The 20,449-nt window shown below is 38.6% G+C and carries 18 protein-coding genes; 8 read left to right on the plus strand and 10 right to left on the minus strand.

What is annotated here, in order from left to right; translation table 11 throughout:
* Nucleotides 1-113: 113 nt before the first annotated feature.
* On the minus strand, nucleotides 114-644 hold the full coding sequence (locus I6E85_RS18165) for a hypothetical protein (protein ID WP_024591507.1): 531 nt from the start codon (nucleotides 642-644) through the stop codon (nucleotides 114-116).
* Nucleotides 645-696: 52 nt separating this feature from the next.
* Here I6E85_RS18165 and I6E85_RS18170 point away from each other — a divergent pair, with 52 nt between their 5' ends.
* The gene (locus tag I6E85_RS18170; protein ID WP_007586205.1) at nucleotides 697-1,089 is read left to right on the plus strand and encodes a DUF1294 domain-containing protein; all 393 of its coding nucleotides are present in this window, start codon (nucleotides 697-699) and stop codon (nucleotides 1,087-1,089) included.
* A gap of 55 nt (nucleotides 1,090-1,144) precedes the next feature.
* On the opposite strand, the gene I6E85_RS18175 is transcribed toward I6E85_RS18170, so the two are convergent.
* From I6E85_RS18175 to I6E85_RS18220, 9 genes are all read right to left on the minus strand, one after another.
* The gene (locus I6E85_RS18175; protein ID WP_007586203.1) at nucleotides 1,145-1,489 is read right to left on the minus strand and encodes a PEGA domain-containing protein; all 345 of its coding nucleotides are present in this window, start codon (nucleotides 1,487-1,489) and stop codon (nucleotides 1,145-1,147) included.
* 219 nt (nucleotides 1,490-1,708) lie between these two features.
* Complete coding sequence (locus I6E85_RS18180) at nucleotides 1,709-2,038, minus strand: DUF600 domain-containing protein (protein WP_197237218.1); 330 nt, start codon at nucleotides 2,036-2,038, stop codon at nucleotides 1,709-1,711.
* 9 nt (nucleotides 2,039-2,047) lie between these two features.
* Nucleotides 2,048-2,854 (minus strand): PoNe immunity protein domain-containing protein, encoded by an 807-nt coding sequence (locus I6E85_RS18185; protein WP_197237219.1) that lies wholly within the window; start codon nucleotides 2,852-2,854, stop codon nucleotides 2,048-2,050.
* Between the two features lie 5 nt (nucleotides 2,855-2,859).
* Nucleotides 2,860-3,606, minus strand: a complete 747-nt coding sequence (locus tag I6E85_RS18190; protein WP_024592072.1) for a PoNe immunity protein domain-containing protein — start codon at nucleotides 3,604-3,606, stop codon at nucleotides 2,860-2,862.
* A 9-nt stretch (nucleotides 3,607-3,615) separates the two neighbouring features.
* Nucleotides 3,616-5,415, minus strand: coding sequence for a hypothetical protein (locus I6E85_RS21045; RefSeq protein ID WP_231621092.1), 1,800 nt, complete (start codon nucleotides 5,413-5,415; stop codon nucleotides 3,616-3,618).
* A gap of 201 nt (nucleotides 5,416-5,616) precedes the next feature.
* On the minus strand, nucleotides 5,617-5,958 hold the full coding sequence (locus tag I6E85_RS18200) for an immunity protein YezG family protein (RefSeq protein ID WP_024592070.1): 342 nt from the start codon (nucleotides 5,956-5,958) through the stop codon (nucleotides 5,617-5,619).
* Nucleotides 5,959-5,990: 32 nt separating this feature from the next.
* The gene (locus tag I6E85_RS18205) at nucleotides 5,991-6,491 is read right to left on the minus strand and encodes a hypothetical protein (protein ID WP_008170468.1); all 501 of its coding nucleotides are present in this window, start codon (nucleotides 6,489-6,491) and stop codon (nucleotides 5,991-5,993) included.
* Nucleotides 6,492-6,523: 32 nt separating this feature from the next.
* Nucleotides 6,524-7,267 carry an Imm49 family immunity protein gene (locus I6E85_RS18210; protein ID WP_008170470.1) on the minus strand — a complete coding sequence of 248 codons (744 nt, stop codon included), beginning with the start codon at nucleotides 7,265-7,267 and terminating at the stop codon, nucleotides 6,524-6,526.
* 10 nt (nucleotides 7,268-7,277) lie between these two features.
* A complete protein-coding gene (locus I6E85_RS18220) occupies nucleotides 7,278-10,832 on the minus strand; it encodes a contractile injection system protein, VgrG/Pvc8 family (protein WP_231621093.1) in 3,555 nt (1,184 codons plus the stop codon).
* Nucleotides 10,833-11,169: 337 nt separating this feature from the next.
* Here I6E85_RS18220 and I6E85_RS18225 point away from each other — a divergent pair, with 337 nt between their 5' ends.
* The 7 genes from I6E85_RS18225 to I6E85_RS18255 are packed head-to-tail and all read left to right on the plus strand — an operon-like array spanning nucleotide 11,170 to nucleotide 20,422.
* Nucleotides 11,170-11,604, plus strand: coding sequence for a hypothetical protein (locus I6E85_RS18225; RefSeq protein WP_007584504.1), 435 nt, complete (start codon nucleotides 11,170-11,172; stop codon nucleotides 11,602-11,604).
* A 21-nt stretch (nucleotides 11,605-11,625) separates the two neighbouring features.
* Nucleotides 11,626-12,093 (plus strand): type VI secretion system lipoprotein TssJ, encoded by a 468-nt coding sequence (tssJ, locus tag I6E85_RS18230; RefSeq protein WP_007584502.1) that lies wholly within the window; start codon nucleotides 11,626-11,628, stop codon nucleotides 12,091-12,093.
* Nucleotides 12,093-13,433: a type VI secretion system baseplate subunit TssK gene (tssK, locus tag I6E85_RS18235; protein ID WP_169044738.1), complete on the plus strand. Its 1,341-nt coding sequence runs from the start codon at nucleotides 12,093-12,095 to the stop codon at nucleotides 13,431-13,433. The genes tssJ and tssK overlap by 1 nt, the downstream gene beginning before the upstream one ends.
* A 15-nt stretch (nucleotides 13,434-13,448) precedes the next feature.
* Nucleotides 13,449-14,171, plus strand: a complete 723-nt coding sequence (gene icmH / locus I6E85_RS18240; RefSeq protein WP_007584493.1) for a type IVB secretion system protein IcmH/DotU — start codon at nucleotides 13,449-13,451, stop codon at nucleotides 14,169-14,171.
* 8 nt (nucleotides 14,172-14,179) lie between these two features.
* Entirely contained in the window at nucleotides 14,180-17,851 is a 3,672-nt protein-coding gene (gene tssM, locus I6E85_RS18245) for a type VI secretion system membrane subunit TssM (protein WP_024592022.1), read from the plus strand.
* A gap of 10 nt (nucleotides 17,852-17,861) precedes the next feature.
* Nucleotides 17,862-18,854, plus strand: a complete 993-nt coding sequence (gene tagF, locus I6E85_RS18250; RefSeq protein WP_007584486.1) for a type VI secretion system-associated protein TagF — start codon at nucleotides 17,862-17,864, stop codon at nucleotides 18,852-18,854.
* On the plus strand, nucleotides 18,851-20,422 hold the full coding sequence (locus I6E85_RS18255; protein WP_101163512.1) for a TssA family type VI secretion system protein: 1,572 nt from the start codon (nucleotides 18,851-18,853) through the stop codon (nucleotides 20,420-20,422). Before tagF ends, I6E85_RS18255 begins: the two co-directional genes overlap by 4 nt.
* Nucleotides 20,423-20,449 lie beyond the last annotated feature (27 nt).

Below are 20,449 nucleotides of genomic sequence, written 5' to 3' on the forward strand. Positions count from 1 at the left end.
ATCCGAGGTGTGTGAAACCAAAACCCAGTAAATACCCCAATAAAAAAAGCCAGTCAGCTGTTAACTGACTGGCATTAAGCCTAGGCTGCCTTTTTTGTGTTTATAAATCGCGGCTATTTAAATTTAACCGTTTTTGTACTGCGTGTATAACTTCTGCTTTCGGGCTTAGTCCATTCACCCTTTTTAAGATAAGAGGTCGATACAATAAACTTATCGTCTTTTAAATCACTAGTAGATTTAACCTTAGTCACTCCCTCTTTACTGCCTGTTACTTCCTCATAGGCTACAAACTGAGTAGGGCTTAATACCGTTATTGTGCCTTTAGTGTAAAATCCTGCCGTAGTGAAATAATAAAATACGAGTGACTTCTTTTTGCTATCATAAAAAATCATCGACTCACCGCCATACTCACCCTCGTTAATCGAGTGCATGGTACGAATAGCTTTACCGTTTAAAGCGCGTTCCCAACGGCCAACATCTTGTATTTTTTTAGCGCCTTCTGGTACTTTAAAGTCTGCTTGCCACGTTCCTAAGTAAGGTTTAAACACTTCTAGCTCTTTATCAAGGTTACTGGCAGTTTCATTAGCAAAGCTACTAAATGTGCATAAACATAATGCTAAGAATAGCGATTTAAAATATGTCATAATTTGGCTCTCGTTGTTAGGCTCTTATAAGCCCAGTATAGGTGATAATTAATTGATAAAGAAAATATTAATCACGTTCTCATTGCTTTATTTAGCTGCCATTTGGTTAGCTTACCCGCTGCAATACTTACCTGTTTATATACCAATATATGTACCTGGTTATATAAGTGTATTAAGTGCTATAACTTTTTTAATGTACGCGTGGGATAAGCGACAAGCTAAGCGTTCTTCACATACAAAAGTAAACCGCACGCCAGAGCGTACACTGCAACTACTTGCATTATTTGGAGGATGGCCGGGGGCATTACTTGCTCAACAATTACTTCGTCATAAATCGCAAAAGCGACGTTTTATTATTGTGTTGTGGTTATGTATTTTAATTAATGTTGGTAGTTATTTCGCAGTAGGATATTTGTGGCTTTATGAAGGATTTAATATGCCTTAGGCCAGTTATTAAATTAACCAGGCTAAGGCATATAAACTAAAACGTACTGAGAAGCTTATTGAGCCGATTGGCTTGCTTCCATTGTATCGAGTTCAACAGTTAGTATTGTTTTTTTATCAACTGAAACCCATTTTCTGTAAGTAAGGTATCCTGCTTTGCTTACTTCAATATCGTATTTACCTTCTTTAAGCTCAATACCAGCTTTGTAAACAGGGTTGATATTCATAATACGAACGCGAGCATCAGCAGGGTTAGTAATAACTGTTAATGAAATTGGTGCAGCTACTTCGTTAATCTCTGCAATAGGTTCTAAAACTACTTGCTCAGTTTCTTGGGCTGGAGGAGGTGTAGAACAACCGCTTAATAACAGTAAACCCAAAAGTGCGCTTAATTTTTTCATAGGTACTCCGTAAAATTATTTTAAATAATAAATGTTAAATGTCACGAAATATCATGGAGGAGTATTAATAAGTTGGGGTACCTAACTCGTCTTCCTTGACTTTCGTTTGTTTAAAAAACAAATTGGCGTACAGTTTAATATGTATCCAGCTCAGGTTCAATTATTGTTATTAATTTATAAAGTTTTAAATAAATTTAACGCTATGCTTATGCTGCTCATTTAAAGTAATAAAGTGGCTTCATCGCTATTATCGCGTTCAAAGTTTAAGTTGAACTGACCTTGACGAGTGGTAGTAAAAATAGCGCGCTGCCAATCTTCCACTTTATTTTTAATTGCGTGGTCAAATAACGTTTTAAACAACGCTGTTATATTTTCAGATACAGCAATTGCATGCTGTGTTTCGTCGTCTGCTTTAATAAAGTGAGCTTTGCACTCAATCACATTATTATCGCAATCTAAAATAAGCTGTGCTTCAAGCCACGGAGCATCAATTTGTTGATAAAGATACTGACCTAGGTGTTGCGGGATGTGTTTTATATCAGGTTGCATTGGCTGTCCTTAGCGCTCATGTTTATTACGTATTAAATCATTGGCTAGCATTGGATGTGGCGTAAGCTGTACTTTGGTTATACCAAGTAAGTTTGCCACTAACGCATGCTCTAAACACCAGTACCCAATATAATAATCAGTATATTCAAATTCACAATTACATTCATGGTTGCCGTGCCAGTCGGCATCATCAAGTTGGGCATACCACTGCGATATAAACTGGTTTAGCTTCTGTGCTTGCGTATTTTTATCAAGACTAAAGGCATCAAACAAACACTGGTAAACATCAGGGTAATAGAGGGTTTTTGCCATAGGGCGCTGTGAATCACCGAGCTTTACGGCAATAGCATCAAATAATGCATCTTTACCTTGTTCACCAATGACATCAAGCGTTTTACTAATATGCTCAGTGGGCGCGTCGCAGGCAACTAGCAACGACAGCCACCAAAGCGTATAAATATAGCGATTTATATTCGCAGAGCCACACGCATCGCCAGCGCCTCCAAGTTGCTCAAAATCAACACGGTAAAACTGATGGGGTTGTGGAATGTTATTAGCTACCAAGGTGAGCTGTTCACGATAAGGTAAAATAGCGAGTACAAAAGGGCGTAGTTCATCAATAGAGGCACCATAAGAATAATGCGCTACAGCTCGCATAATCGCTAGTTGAAACAATCTCTGAGCCACATCAACGCGCTGAGTAGGGGAGGTAAATACAGCGTCGTCGAGTGCGGCTTGTGTTTCAGTTAGAGCTTCATCAAGGTCACTCGTAAGTGTTTGAAAGTAGCTTTCATCCTTACGGTTATCACGTAACATCTATGTCATCCTTTAAGGTGAACTAAATCTTTAGGGTAATACGGGTGGTCAATAAAGCTACTGTCGTCAATATTATAAAGTTTAACGACTAAAGCCGAACCCCAGCACCAGTAGCCAATGTAAGCATCCGTATCCATTAAGTGGTAATCAGGGCTTCCTTCGGCTTTATACCATGCATCAAGATATGCTTTCACTAATTCAGGTCGCTGCTCGGGTGTCCCTTCAATAACACTGTATAACTTACCAAAACGTTTTTTGAATAACGGCATTGTTGCAGCTTGGCGTTCACTATCTCCCATCGCGATAGCGAGGTTATCGAGTAAAGCATCTTGCCCTTGATTAGCTATAAGCTCAAATGCTTTTAGGTAATAGTCTTCACCCATGCCCAAGCAGTAGGCAAAGGTAAGCCAAATAATTGTGCGCCTTAAATCATCTTCGTGTAACTCCTCCCAATCGATACGATTTTTTTGCTCATTTGCAGGCAAGGCGTCAGCATAGTCTTTTTGCCATTGACGGTATTCAAGTGCTTCAAGTAAATGAGGCTTAAGCTCAGTTAAGTTGTCTCCGCGAGAGTAACGTTCGTGAAGCAATCTTGAGGTGTAATCTACGAGTCTAAAAGAAAACCTCATTTTTGAATTAACAGTTAAGCTGTTATCATTTTTTAGGTCATCAATGTATTCTTGAATTGTTTCAAGACTAAATTCTACTTGTTCATCAAAGTAAGCTTTACTTTTTAATTTATCTCTAAGCATTTTTTCTTCCTAAAAGCCTAGGGGTGTACCGATGACACTCCCACTAATATCTAATTTTTTTACAACAAGCGTACCATCAGGCTTATTGCGTATTAATATTTTTTCAACTGAGCCATCATTTTTATCTAGGCTTTTCAAAATTTTCGATCGTTCTTTCCTACTTAGCCCTGCTTTTTCAAGTCTTTCATCATTAAGCCACTTGTCACTCATTTGCTTGCCGTCACTAGTCATTCCTAGCCTGGCCTTGTTGTACTTGGCTTCAGTAATGGCTGTTTTTGGTGGCGGGCCTATATAAGAATAAATACCATCAATGCCCGTTTCGCCCATTTTATACTGACCATTTGTATTACCGATGGGTTTATAGTTTTTTGATGTCATTAACGCATGGGCATTATATTCACCTGCGGCTGCTTTTCTATGATTAAGTGATTTAAATATGTCTTTAAAATCATCAGGTGTTTTCAGGCTTAAGCGACTCGCTGCTTTAGCCCCTTTAAGCTCATTACTAATTGGCGCATCTAATTCATTCGCAACGCTCTTTTTAGGTTTACCCACAATACCGGTGCTTTTCGGCGGTTCGAATTCATCGAGGGCTTTGTTTACGCGATTGCCAATCTCACTTGCTGCGTCTTTAACGCCCTGGTCTATTTTGGGCGCTATTTCATCAAGCTGTTTAATCGTGGCTTGCATGCCGTCTATGGCAAGCTGTGGCAGCAGCAAATCATATTGCCAACTTGTTGATATTTCGTGAAGTGTATCGCGCAGGCCTTTTATAAAGGCTTTTACTTCGCTGGCTGCTTGTTTACCTAGGTCTTGCCAATTTATTTTACGTAAATACTGAACAGGGTCGCCTTTGCCCAACTTGCGTAACACTGCAATTGCGGCTTCTATTGTGTCGCCGCTGTTTTTAATCACCACTTTACCGACGCCTTTTACCGCGGAGCCGAGCACCGGTACTAAACCTATCGCGGTGAGCGTAAAGGCAATCCAGCCATCACTGTCGTTGGCTTTATCGTCATCAGTCAGTAGCATTATATTGGCTAAAATATCCCGCACGTCCATGACTTGGTCAATAACAGGTATCATTGAAATAATACTGCCTACCACAATCTGCGCCGTTGTAGGGTCTTTATTAAAGTCACCTTGCAGTGCTCCCCATAACCAATCACCTTGCAGTGCTCCCCATAACCAATCACCTGCTTGGCTGGCTATGTTGCTTGCTTCATCAAGTGTTGCTGCTTGCCCAGCTCTGCTCATTTGTATGGCAGAGGCGGGGGTTATTCTTTTATAAAGTGGGTTTGGCGTGGTGTTATCTTGTGGTTCAAACTCGCGCGTATCTTCGCCGTATTGAACAGTAAATTGACCATTTGGTACGTCGGTTAATTGCGCTATCCCGTCTTCATCTAGCTGGCCTGTGCTTTGTGTTCCATCATCAAATTTAATTGTATAAGGTGCGTTTTTTACAGGGCTGCCATCTTGATAAACATAAAGTAAATCCACTACGCTTGACGTTGTTGCAGCAATACCTGCGTCATTAATGGTTATATCACTAATGCGGCTAATATTGGCAGGGCTTGCATTGCTCGGTGCCCGCGCTGTTTGTGGACTAGTTATGTTGTAATCAACTGGGCCATCAAAGGTTATAAATGTGCCATCGAGTGTAAGTACGTTAGTGGCGGTAATATCAACATTGCCTTGACTGTCGAGTTTTATCTCGCCGCCTGCGTTGTGAATAATTAAATCGCCATTACCTGAGCCCGTAATGCTTATATTATCGTTTGTTTGTAAAAACGTAGAGCCATTAGGCACATTAAGCTTTTACTTTTTAAGCGCAGCGTCTCTAGCCCTCTTTGTGAATAATTTACTCAAAAAACATATTGCACAAAGAGAAAAGAATGAGAAGTAAATGAGGGACCCAATTTGAAATACAGCCAAAAGCTAAGGTACTAATTTTAAAAGGCTGTAGCACCAGCAAGCATCCATGTTGTTAAAGGGCGGTTAAATTATTGCTTAACGTGTTGGAACAGCGGCGATTACTTCTTCATCGTTATTATCGCGTTCAAAGTTTAAGTTAAATTGGCCTTTACGCGTCATTGTAAAAATAGCACGTTGCCAATCTTCCACTTCATTTTTAATGGCGTGGTCAAATAACGTTTTAAACAACGCTGTTATATTGTCAGATACAGCAATTGCATGCTGTGTTTCGTCATCTGCTTTAAAGTGAGCTTTGCACTCAATCACATTATTATTATCGCAATCTAAAATAAGCTGTGCTTCAAGCCACGGAGCATCAATTTGTTGATAAAGATACTGACCTAGGTGTTGCGGGATGTTTTTAATGTCGGGTTGCATTTGCTGTCCTTAGCGTTACTTTACATCATTAATCATTGCTCAATGAGTACGACGATTGATTTACCTTGCTCAGCCGCATCTCTAAAGGTTACAAAGTACTTGTCTCGAACTAGCTCATACGCTTCGGGGTTTACTTCGTCGATACCATCTTGCTCAATTTCAGCAATAATTTGCTGACCTTCCAAATTGCTAATATCGAAGTCGTATTTTTCTTCCATTATGGTATATAAATCTTTGACCATATCAGCAGGAAAAAATCCGAAAGTACCGCTAATATCAGCGTCAGGTGGTAGTAGCTTATGAGGGAAAAAGTTAAAACTAGCAATAAGTAATAAGCGGCTATTACCAGCGATGGCATCCCACAATTGCAGTGCTGGCTCAAAGCCGCGCAGGTTTATTTCGATTGACTGCCAATGAATGGCTTCTTCTTCAGTAATTTCCAGTAACTGTTGGTATTTGCTTTCATCATCACCGTTAAGCGAGGTCGGGTAACTTTCTTCGTCAATAAGTAATAAGTGAATTAAGCTGCTCATAGGTAATAGGCTCGTGTTGTGTGATTAGCGAACTAATCAATTAAAAATAAGGGTAGATAAAGTGAATTGGTTTGGCATTGCCAGCCGTGCAGGTCTTTGCCTAATTTAGCCATAGTAAGCGCATTTAAACAGATAAAGCCTTCTTCCATATCTTTGTAATCACCAAATTTGCATTCATCAGTATGCCATTTTATGGCTTTATCAATACTGGCTTGCCAAAGTGTTATATCGGCTGATGTTAAAGCAGAAATCGCTTCGATTAACGGGAGGATATACTGTAATACATCTTTATCCTTGGTGTTTTTGGTTTCAAGTAAGGCGGCATCAATATCGCTTTGCTCAGGTGTGCCACCTGTAACAATATTTTTTAATAATTCAACATATTGGAGTTTGGCTTGATGTTGAACACTCGATAGTTTTATTTCACTGTGTTTAAGTTTTTCTAAAACTTCCTGCTCAGCAAAAAGAAGAACAATATTGAGATCTTGTTGAATAGTCCAATCGTTATGACTTGTTTTTAACTCAGGGTCAAAACCTCGTAAAAATGCAAAAGGTGCTGCTTTTTCGAAGTATGATTTAGTTTCAGGGAAATTTTCTAATACATAGTATGCATATGCTAATTCAATATATTTATTAGCTACCACAAAGGTGGCTTGCTGCCTCACTTCTATATAAACAGAATTGTCTAGTATTTGAGGTGTTCGCTTAGTTAAAACAATAGGAGCACGTTTAAATAGTCGCTCAAAGTCAATTTCACATTTATTTAAATTTAACATTAAAATTTCTCTACGGTAAAGGTTGTAATTTTCCACCAATTATTTTGCCGTTATCTTCAACAGCTTCGATAACTAATTTACTTATTTTTGGATCGCCATCTTCAATAGCATCGAATAAATTTTCACCTAATTGATTCTGAGCTTGGTATTTTTTAGATTTTTTCATGCTAGCCAGAGTGTTATCAATCCATTTATCAGTCATTTGATCTCCCTTTTTGGCTCCTTTAGTAAGTTTGGCACCAGGTCCTTTAGCTTCTACAATAAAGTATTCTAGCACGTTGCCGTCTTTATCACGCTTAGCCCAAACTTGGTCAAAACCGGGCCCAGGACCAAAACCTAATTCCATTTTCGCAGGTGGCGGTGGCTTAGAAAAGTGTTTTGCCATATATGCACTTGCAGCACGTTCTCCTTTAACCTCGGTCAGCTTCGCTTTAAATGCGCCAATGCGGCTACTAGAATCTTTATCATTAATAGCTTTGGCTAGTTTTTTCTTATATGCCGTTTCATAGTCCGCTAGGTTTTTGTAATGGGCATCAAGAGCAGGGTTTCTTACTAACTTAAGTGCTGACACTTGCGTTGTTACGCCTCGATTGGTACCTGGTTGTAATGCCGCATCGGGCTTGTCAATGCGCTCAATTAATTTAGGTTGCTCAGGCGATACTGTGTGCGATATTGTTTTATCTAGCTGTTTGCGCTTAAGTATATCGGCCATATTAACCAGTGCGCGATTGGCGCTGGCAAGGTGTTTTGATTTACTCGCTGCAGAAGCGGCAACACCCACCCCGCCTGTTAATATCGCTAATAATATTTCAAAGGCCATTACACCAGTTATGCGCTGTTTATCAACGTACGAGTGGGCTTCAATATAGTCATACGGGAAGCGCGCGAGTGTATTGCGGGTGTCTTCATCGTCCATTAAGGCGAGTAATAATTCAAAGGCATCTGATAATGCACTGGTTTTTTTTTGGCTAAAGGCTAAAATTGTTTCAAGTTCGTGCTTAACCGCGTGTTTATCACCACTTGCAACAGCGTCAATCATTCTAAAGCAGGCAGAATACACACTGATATTTACATCAATCCCCAATACGATTAAATCAGCGATACCCGTTACAAGGGACTTTGCGCCTTGATACAGGCCCGTTGCGCGTGCACCGGTTTCAATCATCCATTGGGTAAAAAAGTCCTCTTGCTCAAAAATAGCATCGCCAATAGCTGCTTGTTTGCGTATTTCATTAAGCATGGAGGTGAGATGTTGTTTAAAGTCGTTACGCAGTTGGATGAGTTGTTGTTCATCAGCTTGAGTGGTTGCGCGCAGCAAAACATCACTTTTACCTTGCGGTAAATTAGCCAAGGTGGCTACACCGTTTGCCAGTGAGCCGGTATGTTCAATGCCATCATTATCGACAACGATATAGTCAATACCATCAACGGGTGAGCCATCATCATAAAGGTATTCAAGTTCAAGCTGAGCGAGTGTACTTGCGGATAACGTATTGTCACTCAAATCAAGCGCAGTCACTTGGCTAATACTGGCAGGGCTTGCATTGCTCGGTGCCCGCGCTGTTTGTGGACTAGTTATGTTGTAATCAACCGGCCCATCAAAGGTTATAAATGTGCCATCGAGTGTGAGTACGTTTGTGGCGGTAATATCAACATTACCTTGGCTGTCGAGTTTTATCTCGCCGCCCGCGTTGTGAATAATTAAATCGCCATTACCTGAGCCCGTAATGTTTATATTATTGTTTGTTTGTAAAAACGTAGAACCAGTAGGCACATTAAGCTTTAAGTCGCTGTTATTGGTTTTTAGGTGTATGTCGCTTTGGGCATTTACTTTTAGTGCACGCCCGGTGAGGAGTGATATTTCATTCTCGCTCGTAAGGGTTGCATTTTTACCACTGAACGCTTGGCTGCCACCACTTTGATAATTTACATGGCTGTTAGTTGTGGTTTGCGACACGGTATTTTTAACATCAATAAATTGATTGTTTTTAATAACAAACTGAACATTGTTTTGTTCGGTTTCAAGGCATAGGTCGCGCCCTGCGTGTAGATTAATAGTACCGAGTTGGCTTATCCATTGAATAAATTGGCGGCCTGATTTTATAGCATTTAATTCAATATAGTGCTCACTGGCGAGTGTTTGTAAGATGACTTTGGGTACATCTTTATCGTCATCAAACATGAGTTCATTTTGCGCTGCGCTTAATAAGCGATTATGCGTTGGGTTAGCGGCTGTAACTACGCTTGGCTGGTCGGCGTTTAGTGCAAAACCCATTATAAATGTATTATTTGGGTCGTTATTAATACACCCAATAAGTACCTCAGAACCACCAACGAGTGGAAAGTGCCAGCCTGTTGCTTGAGGTTGATTTTCACAAGCATATAGCGCTAGTTTTTTTAGTGCAGGGCTTGATTGAATTACTGGGCGAGCTGTTTTATCAAACTCGGTACGAATACGGTATTGGCCGTGTTCATCTACAAATGCATTACTTGTGAGAGATTCTACGGTTGCTGGAAATACCATAGGCTTAGGTGTATGAGGCTCCGGCATTGCTTTGTAAGGTGTGCCTCGCTCTATAAATTGCGCTACGCAGTGATAGTGCGCTTCACCTTCATGACTGCTTTCGTCATTTGCTTGATTAAGGGTGTGCTCTATTGCAATGCATAGCAAATCACCACTGGCAAACCCCATATTATCGTCAAGCGAAATTGAGCAGCCTGCAAATACATCAGATACATTACCCGTAAGCGTAACCAGTTTATTGTGTGTGGCTAATGCATTACTAAAGCTTTGTGTTTGTGCTGATGCTTCTGCGCTTGAGTTGGCAGCAGGCTCGAAAAAAGATTGACTGTTACTGGCTACTTTTTGAAATTGTCCATGGGCATTACTTTGCGCTGCATTATTATATAAGGTTTGTGTTACTTCACTGTGCATAAAGCCGACAAAGTTACCCCAGTACTGGGCGTTCATCCCCGCGTTTGCTTTAACTTCTAATACACCCGTACTTAAATAGGGGCTGTTGAGGTTGCTGTCACTTATAACAAGTGTTTCGGTGTTTGATTCACTTTCAATCCAGTAAAAAAGACCATGCTGAGACATCAAGCGATTAAAAAAGGCCCAGTCACTTTCCATTGCTTGCACACATTGCTTTAAATGCGGTAAGGCGGAGCTTGTCCTAAAAACGATTTGTCCTGATGAATAACCTGCTTTTTGTGCTAAGTAATTTAATACATCTTGTACGTTTACGGTAATAAAGACTTTACTGTTTGAGGTGTCTTTTAAGGTGGATAATCGATCTTGAATGTTTATTTTAAAGCGATGTAGATTGTTGAATACACCCATATTGGTTACAGATGTAATCAGGCCGCATTGTTCTTTATATCTTTTGTTTTTATTAACAAAAATCACACTGGCATTAGCAAGTAGTATACCTGTATTAATTTTCACTGAAGATTCAACGGTGAGTGAATAACTAAAGCCTTTATTAATTTTTTCGTAGCCATGCAGGTAAGTAACATTAAAGTCTTTGTCATTAACCTTCAAAAAAAAATTAGATTTAGTCAAAACGTTGCAATCCCTGCTCGGTAAAATTAGTGGCGTAAACATACCTTTTTGTGTGTTAATGATCAACTGGATAATTGTAACTCTAAAAATAAATTGAATTATTTTTTTTGATTGTTTCATAAATAGGGATTGTTTTGTTTTATTGCGTATTATTCATTTATAACTGTTTTTTAGAGTGTTTATTCTAATTCGTAAATCGCATTAATATTCTAATATTTTAAACCTTATATAGGTTGACAATAGCGGTTAGGTGTTTGTATTATGCGCCAAATAAATGGATTTATTACTAGCCTTAGACTAAGAGTTTTTTAGTTTAACTGATGACAAGGAGCATGTTGTGAATAAAAAAGAGTTTATAAATCAAATAAATAGCTTGTACTCCTTAGCTTGGTCACTTACTGCCAGCGTTTCTTCGCTACTAGACCAGGTAGGTATTCCTGCCCATCGCGTTTTTTCTGAAAATTCTATAGAACACTTTTTCTTTTTTTTAAATAATCCCCCTAAAAGCAATGGAAAAGTTACTTTAATTAACGGTGATGTATCTGTTTATATAAAAGAGCTTTCATTAATAAATACTAAGTTAATTACGTCTATAGATGATGTTGTTACGCAGTCTTTGTTAGTTGATTCTCAAGAGAAAAGCAGGACTAAGACTCTTTTAGGCTTTTTTAAAACTAATAAATGGTCTGATTGTGCGAATGTAAGATTCAATAAAGTTATTTGCCCAGTTTATGAAGCTACTCTTTGCAAAACTAATTTTAATTTTAAATAAAAATATTTATTGAGGTAAAAAATGCGCTTTATTTTAAATGCAATTATAGGTTTATCACTTTCTATAATATTAACTGGTTGTATGAGTACTAACGTAAGTTTAGATGTTAAGGCAACAGATAATTTAAATTTAAACCAATTTGATGAAGCGTTACCAGTGGTTTTAAAGGTATATCAACTGTCTGATATACAAACATTTAAAACAGCCACATTTGAAGAGTTATGGAAGTCAGATAAGTCAGTTTTAGCTAATAGTTTAATTACATTAGAAGAGCGAACAATTCACCCTTCTGAACAATCTAAAATTAAGTTTGAACAAGCTGAAAATGCAAAGTTTGTAGCTATTGTTGCTTTATTTAGAGATCGCAGTGGCGATAACTGGAAAGCGTATTATCCGCTTGCAGATGGCCCTGTTAAGTTGTCTACATCATTAGATGTTTTGGTTACCAATAATGAAGTTCAATTACCTGGCGTGGATAAGGCTGAGTAATGAATTTAAAAGCTCCCGCAAAGCCCGTTTGGGCTGAAGGTGTTTTGCTTGCCCAGCAACACTTTCAACTATTTGACGATTATCACGATCAAAATCAGGTTGTACGTCAAGCGCTAATATCGCCATTGGCGTTCGGTTTACAGCATTTTGCTATTGATGAATCAGCACTTGCTCGCGGTATATTAAAAGTGACCAGTTTTAAATTACTTTTAGAAAATGGTCGCTTGCTTGATTTTGATCGACAGCATCAAGATGATTTAAAGCTTGAGCTCGATACTAACCATCAAGAGAGTGTTATTTATATTGCTATTGCTGCTAATAAAACAGTTAGCAATATTGAAGGTTATGCGGCCAGCGGGCAATTAAGTGCATATGAAGCGGATTATATTGATTTAGAAGATAATCATGATGCGTCGCGTAGTCGTGAGGTATTAGTTGCAAAGCCTAAATTTATATTACTGTCTGACTCAGATGTAAAAACTTATTTTGACACCATTGCATGTTTAAAAATAAGTCGCTCGGAAGATGGATCATTTGTTTTAAATAAACAGTTTGTGCCTCCTTTATTGAATATAAGTGCATCTGCTTATTTAACTGAGCTGTTAAATAGAACGGCTAATTTAGTTAATGCAAAAGTTAATGTGCTGCTTAGCAGACGTAAAAATTATGGCTCAGTTACTGACTTTGGGCCGAATGAAATGAATACATTTTTGTTACTTAATGCAATGGCTCCATCCGCCAAGCGTTTAGATCATCTTAAAAATTTGTCATTGGTCCATCCTGAACGTTTGTATTGTGAGCTTGTTGATTTAATTAGTTCAGTTTCAATGTTTGAGCACAGTGACTTAGTTAACCAAGTACCACCATACCAGCATAAAAATTTAAGCAATGTATTTGGTCAGCTTGATGGCCTATTAACTCGTTTACTTGAAGGGGTTGTACCTAAGAAAATGGTGGGCTTAAAACTTGAAAAAACCTCTAACGCTATTTATCAAGTTGCCACTATTGATTCTGCAACGTTTACTAACAACGACTTTTATTTAGCTGTGTATTTTGAATCTGAAGACACCAAATGGATTGAAACATTTAGTGATCAAGTAAAAGTTGGAGCAAGCGAAAAGCTCGATATCATGATTTCATCTGCTTTAGCGGGTGTGCAACTAACACATTGTCAGCGACCTCCAAATAAGCTGGCCATAAAAAGTGGTTATGAATACTTCAGGCTTGAGTCGCATGGTTTCATTTGGCAGCAAATTATTGAAGAGCAATCATTAAGCCTATTTGTACCATTTGGATTGCAAAGTGCACAAATTGAAATTGTTACCGTAGCACGTAATTAACGTTGAGTTGAAATTATGCAAGAAGCACAAAAAGAACAAGATTTAGTCGCGTGTATTTCGCCTGTAATTAATGCGCTAACACCATTAAAACTAAAGCAATCTACTAACTTAGAGCTTGAAGAGTTTAGAGAAAATTTACTTACTAGTTTTGATGACTATGAGCGTAATTGTTACTCGCAACAGGTAACAACAAGTTTAATGCAAGAAGTTAAGTTTGCTCTTACGGCTATGTGTGATGAATTTGTTATGAGTTCAGGTGCTCATTTTAGAATGGATTGGATGTCTCGACCGCTACAGCTTGAATTTTTTGGTAACAACCGAGCTGGTGAAGAATTTTTTGAACGTTTAGGTAAGTTGCGTACCGGCGGAGAGCAAAAGCTAGCTGCATTAGAGGTTTATTATATTTGTCTGCAGCTTGGCTTTGAAGGCATTTACAAAGTTAAAGGCATTGAGCAATTAAAAGCGTTAATTGTTGATGTTAGAGCTCAAATTGAAGATATAAAAGGAACACCGAGTTCTCAATTATCTGATAACGGTATACCTGCAGAAGGGTTTGCGATGAAGGTGGGGCGTAATATTCCTTACTGGGTGATTTTGGCTATTTGCTTGGGTTCTATTGCCTCATTATTTGCTGGATTTCATTATGTAATTAATAAGCAAGCAACGCAGAGTACTCAGGTAATAGACAACCAAATTGAAGTGCTGACTCAGCTCAATAAAACCAACGAAACACGATAGGTAACACAATGCAGGGAAGAGTTAATAAAAGCGGTTTAGTTCATTTTTTATTGGGCTTGGTATCATCGCGTGCAACGGGTCAACTTATTGGCTTTATAGCCGTTTTGAGTATTGTGTGGTTTGCCGGTCGCATGGTGGGTTTAGATACTACCGATAAAAAATTAATTGCGATGGGTGCTGTAACCGCTGTTTTTGTTTTATTTATTTTTATTCGTTGGTTATGGACTAAGCGCTCAGGCGATAAGTTAGCTTCTGAATTAGCAAGTCATAATGCCGGTTCGAGTGCTGAATTAAGCGAAATTAAAGAAAAGATGCAAGAAGCATTGGGATCTTTAAAAGCATCTCATTTAGGTGCGGGTTATCGTGGTAATACTGCTTTATACGCTTTGCCTTGGTATATGATTATTGGCCCTTCGGCTACAGGGAAAAGTACTTTATTTGCAAATTCGGGCTTACATTTTCCTTACTCTAATTCGAGTGAATTGCATATCCAAGGTTTTGGTGGAACGCGCAATTGTGACTGGTGGTTCTCAGATCAAGCTATTTTAATTGACACCGCTGGGCGTTACACAACTGAGCAGTCAGAAAATAAAGAGTGGTTGTCATTTTTAGCGCTCCTTAAAAAATATAGACCAAAACTGCCTATAAATGGTGTAATGGTGGCCATTAGTGTTGCAGATGTTTTAACTTCCGACAGTGAAGAAATTCGTCAACATGTAAAATTAGTGCGTGAGCGTATAGAAGAGCTAATTACCCAGCTTGGCGTTATTTTTCCTGTATATATCACTTTTACCAAAACTGACTTAATCAGTGGTTTTGAACCTTTTTTTAGTGACTTATCTGAAAAAGAGCGTGAGCAAGTATTTGGTGCGTACTTACTCGATATTAGTGAAGATCAAAAAAATGATCCTGCAGAAATGTTTGAAGTTCGTATGCAGGAGCTATATGAGCGACTGTGCGAGCAACGTTTAAGCAAAGTTGCACGAGAGCGCAACGAGCATCGTAAACAGCTAATACTTGATTTTCCTAATCAATTTCAATCAGCTTCAACTAAGTTAACTGAGTTTGTTAACTTACTGTTTAAGTCTAATCCATATCAAGAAGTTCCTTGGTTTGCTGGTGTTTATTTTACATCGGGCACGCAAGAAGGCACGCCTATTGAGCGTATTACTAATGGTGTACGAGATCAATTTGGTGCGGTTGTTGTTGACCAAAAACAAGAAAGCATTACTCAAAGTTATTTTATTAACCGCGTATTTAATGATGTTATTTTTAAACTACAAGATTTAACGCGAGGAAATAGAAAAAAACGGTTAGTAGGACGCTGGTTAAAAGGTTTAACAGTCACTTCAGGTTTGGCATCTATTGCAGCAATCACAGCACTCCTTATTACGTCGTACACAAGTAATCAATTATTACTTAATCAAGGTGAGTCACGCGTAAAAGCAGTTGTTGAAGCTAACGTAAGTAAGGCAAAAGATGAGCAGAAGCTTGCTGCTACGCTAGCGCTGTTTGAGCACTATGGTCAGCTTAAAACTTACGAAGATTCATTACCGTGGTACTTTATATTTGGTATTTATGAAGGTGATGAAACCTTAAGTAGTGTTGCAAATGTGCTATTTAATCAGATGAATCAGCTTATTACTTACCCAGGTGAAGAGCATTTACTTGCGCAAATAAAACAGTACGAAACACAATGGTTTGACAATGAAGGTGAAGCGAAAGCAACGATTCGTCAGCAGTATTACGATGCACTAAAAATGCATTTAATGATGAGTACGAACCCTGAGCATATTTCAACGGAGTTTGCTAAAGAGCAATTACTTAATTTTATAGCTGAGCATTTTCATATAGACATAAATGCACAAGAGCAAGCACCCATTTATACACAACTAAGTAGCTTAGTTGATATGTACCTACAAAATATGGGTAACGATATAGAGCAGCCAGGTAAAATTGCATTTTGGCAGGCTAACGAAACATCGATAGCGCTAGCGAGAGACAATTTAAATACCCAGCCAGAGGCTTTCCCGTTATATCAACAAGTAATTACAAGCTTTGCTGAACGTAAAAAGCCATTGTTATTAAACGATTTTATGATTTCTAAAAATCGTGATGTATTTAAAAGTAAGTATAAAATCCCGTATGTTTATACAAACTTAGGTTGGCAGGAATATGTATTCCCAGAGATTAAACGTATTTCACGTTTGGTGTTCTCAGGTGACTGGGTTATGGGTTCTAGCGATGAAAATGGTCAAAATGTTGTTGACGAAGCACAAGCTGAAACTTTGGCAAAGGCTATGCGAGCATATTACTTTAAAGACTACGGCAATACTTGGTTTGCTTTTATAGATAGCATAAAAGTGCCTGCATTTAGAGATCTAAACGATGCAAGTATTGATTTTGCACGCCTTTCATCGATGGATGGCCCCTTTAACGATTTAATGAAACTGATTAACGATAATATTACGCTCGCTGACGCTCCTTCAAAAAGCCAAGCTTCAATAGGTAAGACGGCTGCAGATGTTGCAAATAAATTAGCTTTAAACACGCCAACAATTACTCAAATGAGTACGGTTAGAGCGCCAGAGCTTGAAAGTCGATTTGCTGACTTAAGACGTTTTGCACAGCCTAATGAAGATAAGAATTCTTCTGATTACTTAAGACAATACATCAGTTCATTAAGTAGCATCCATTCAGACATTAAAGCAATGGCAGCGAGTAATGAAGATGATGCTCAAGCAATGATATTTGCGCAGGACTTACTTTCAGGTAATAGCCAAAGTAATGCATTACAGTCTTCGTGGATTATTATTGAGAGCCAAACTCGAGCACTAGACCCTCAAACCAAAGAAACGCTAGATAAGCTATTTAAGGCTCCGCTTCATGGTGGTATAGCGACTATCATGGCAAAAGCACGTACTCAGCTTAACCAAGAATGGGAAAATCAGGTTTATACTATGTATAACAGCAGTTTAGCTGGTAAATATCCATTTAACTTAACTGGCCCTGATGCTGCGATAGCAGATGTTTCTGAATTTTTAAATTCTGAATCAGGAATTTTATGGAGCTTTATTAACACCCAGCTCAAACCATTTATGAAAGTACGCCGCGGTGTGTGGGAAGAAAAACAATGGAATGGTGTAGGTATTGGTTTTAGCGCGCAATTACTTGATGGTTTAACTAAAGCAAATAAAGTAACTCGTTCGTTGTTTTCTAGTGGTGCCGACAGTGCTGGTTTTACTTTTCAGATGATGCCTGTTCCACACCGAGGTATTCGTGAAACATACTTAGGCTTTAGTGAGCAAGGTTATCGCTACCGCAATGAGCCTGAAGAATGGCGTAATTTTTCGTGGCCTGGTCGAGGGGCTGCAGAGAAAGCGGTTCTGTATGGTTTAGATAATAAAGGGCGTCGTATTTCTATCGAGCAAGACGGACCTTGGGCACTACTAAAAGTGCTTAACTCAGCCAGTGTTAAGTGGATTAAAGGCACAGAATTTTTAGCAACATGGGAATTAAAAGATAAATCTGATGAGGTGTTAACAGTCCAGTTTTCTCTTAAATCAGGACGCAACAGCGGTATATTTTCAAAATACATGCTTACATCGTTTGCATTACCAAGCTCTTTGTTTTCACAAAGCCCTAGCTTGGCTCAATCGCAGTCGCGAACAATGCAATAGGCCGCTAGCAATGTTTAATTTATTTACTAAAAAGAAAACACCGACATTGGTTAAGCAACACAGCTTTGGTTTTATGGGTAAAACACCAATAAGACCAGACTTTGTAAAGCTTAATATTTCATCTAGAGAATCGGTTGGATTTGATCATTGGTTACAAGAAGGTTTTGCGCATTTAAACCGTGGTAGAAAAACAACGGATACAAGCCACTTGAATGGAACTAAGTCGTTGTTTTTTATATCGGGTAATGCTGATGATGGTGGTTTACTTGGCGTTTTGCAGCCAAGTAAAGATAGCAGTGGTCGGTTTTACCCATTTAGCTCTTTTGTACATAGTGGGCTTGATACATATAAGCGACATCCTGCTTTTCTATTTTTATTTGCAAGCCAAGTAATAGAGCACCTTTTAGGTGTAAATGAAAATATTAAACAAGCTGCCAGTATTAATGAAATGGAGCAAAAAGCACAAGATTATAACCGTGTAGCTGATGCACTTAAACAGCAACCAAACTTAACTCTAGAGCTTGATAAACTTAGAACTATTCCGATGAGCGTTTTTTGGCAGCATTTAGGCTTGAACGATATTGCTAAAAGAGCAATTTTAATTGAAGAGCTATCAGCTGTGCTTAAATCTATCGCTAATAGAGGGTGTTTAAGAAGTCAGTTTGGTATTCGCCTACCAATGCCTAGTTTTAGTCATGAAAGTGCCTTAGTTGCCGGGTTTTGGTTGCACTTAGTTGCATCTATGGTGGCAGATCATAATTGGCAGCCTTGGTTTTTTTATCAGTTAGGTGATGAGAATCAAGCGCCTAGTTTAACTATTTTTTGTAGGCCTATTCCAGCGTCATACTTTAATAGTGTGTGGGAATACGATAAAAAAACAAACGATATTGTTGATCTATGTAATTTAAAAGTAGAAAAACAGCCGTCTTCACAAACACTTAATTTTGCTGATATGGATAACGTGAGTGTTTACGATGCACTTCGTCGTTGGTGTAAATCATGAGTAATAAAGCACCACATACACATACCACCTGGATTGAATGGCTTGAAGCATTAAGTGCTCCTCTGCCGGGGAACAAGTGTGGAGAAGATTTAAAATATGAAGAAACATTTAAAGCATTAAAAGCATCTTCATCAGGAGTGGGGGAAGTTGACTTTAAAGTGATGTTTATACAAGCATCAGATTTACTCAACACTCAAAGTAAAGATTTACGCATAGTAAGTTACTTAGCACTAGCTGCAACAAGTGAGTTTGGGGTTACAGGTTTAACGCATACATTATTGTTATTTAATCGTTTGTTGACTACTTATACGGATGAGGTACACCCACTAAAAGCCAGAATGCGCGCTGCAGTTAATACATGGTTTTTACAACAGCAAGAACGTTTAAAGGGTGTAGCCCAAGGGCATAATACAAACGCTGAACAATGGCCTGAACTTATAGCTGCCTTGACTCAATACAACGAGCAGTGTGTTGCGTTATTAGACAACGAATCTGGCCCTCTATCGACTTTGAATGAGTGGGCTAAAGAACAAGAAAAACGAAACCCAGTGCCTGTAGCTGAACCAGTGCAAGAAGAAAAAGCGATTAGCACAGAGCAAAAATTAGCTGAGAATTCAGCTGTAACGGCTCCAAAATCAGAAACTAATAATTCGGCACCAGCCGCAGTTGCTAGCCAGGTTAGTATTGGTAATGCTGATATTGCCTCAGATACAGCGTATTTAAGTGCGGTTAGGCAGCTACTTAACTTTGATAAAGAACAAAATAACATTGAACGAGTAATAAAGTTATCGCGAGCTGCACGTTGGACAAGATTGGCATTACCGGCTAACGAAAATGGAAAAACGCGTTTACCCGCTCCTAGAGCTGCAGCATTTGCTCCAATTGAAAATGCATTGGCAAGTGAGCAACCTGAACAAGCTTTAAATTTAGCCGAAGGGTTGTTTATGGAAGGGGCTATGCAATTTAATTTAAATCTCCAAGTGCTTAGTTTAAATGCATTAAAAAAATTAAATAAATTGCCGCTTGTTCATTGGCTTGAGCAACAATTAGTTAATTTAAATGAGCAGTTTCCTGCTTTAGTTTCCCTACAGTATGACGATGGAAGTCCGTTGTGTTCATCTGTAAATAAAGAGTTTTTAAAAGAGTTATCACATTCTGCAAAAACAGAGTCTGTTAGCTCTCAAAGTAGTGCGTTTGATGAGCAGTATAGCGAGTTAATACAAGACGTCGAAAAAGGGCAGTTATCGACTGCATTAATTAAAGTCGATCAAATAAATATTTTAAACGATTTTGATAAAGCTCAAGCGCAATTATTAAAGGCAAAATTATTAATGAAAGCTGAGCATTACGAACATGCTTTAGCATTATTAAACGTGTTACTAAAACAAATAAAAGCGCATGACTTAGCGCAATGGCAACAATGTTTTTGCATGGAAGTATGGCGATTTTCCAAGCAGTGTTATGCAAGTTTGTCACAAACGCCAGAAGATGAAATGAGTTTAGCTGCTAAACATATTAGTCAGCAAATGATGGTAACTAACCCTGCACAAGCATTAGCGTGGGTTTAGTTACAAGGGCTTGACTAATATGTCGAG

It is taken from the genome of Pseudoalteromonas sp. NZS71 (assembly GCF_015864715.1).
Lineage (GTDB): Bacteria > Pseudomonadota > Gammaproteobacteria > Enterobacterales > Alteromonadaceae > Pseudoalteromonas > Pseudoalteromonas arctica.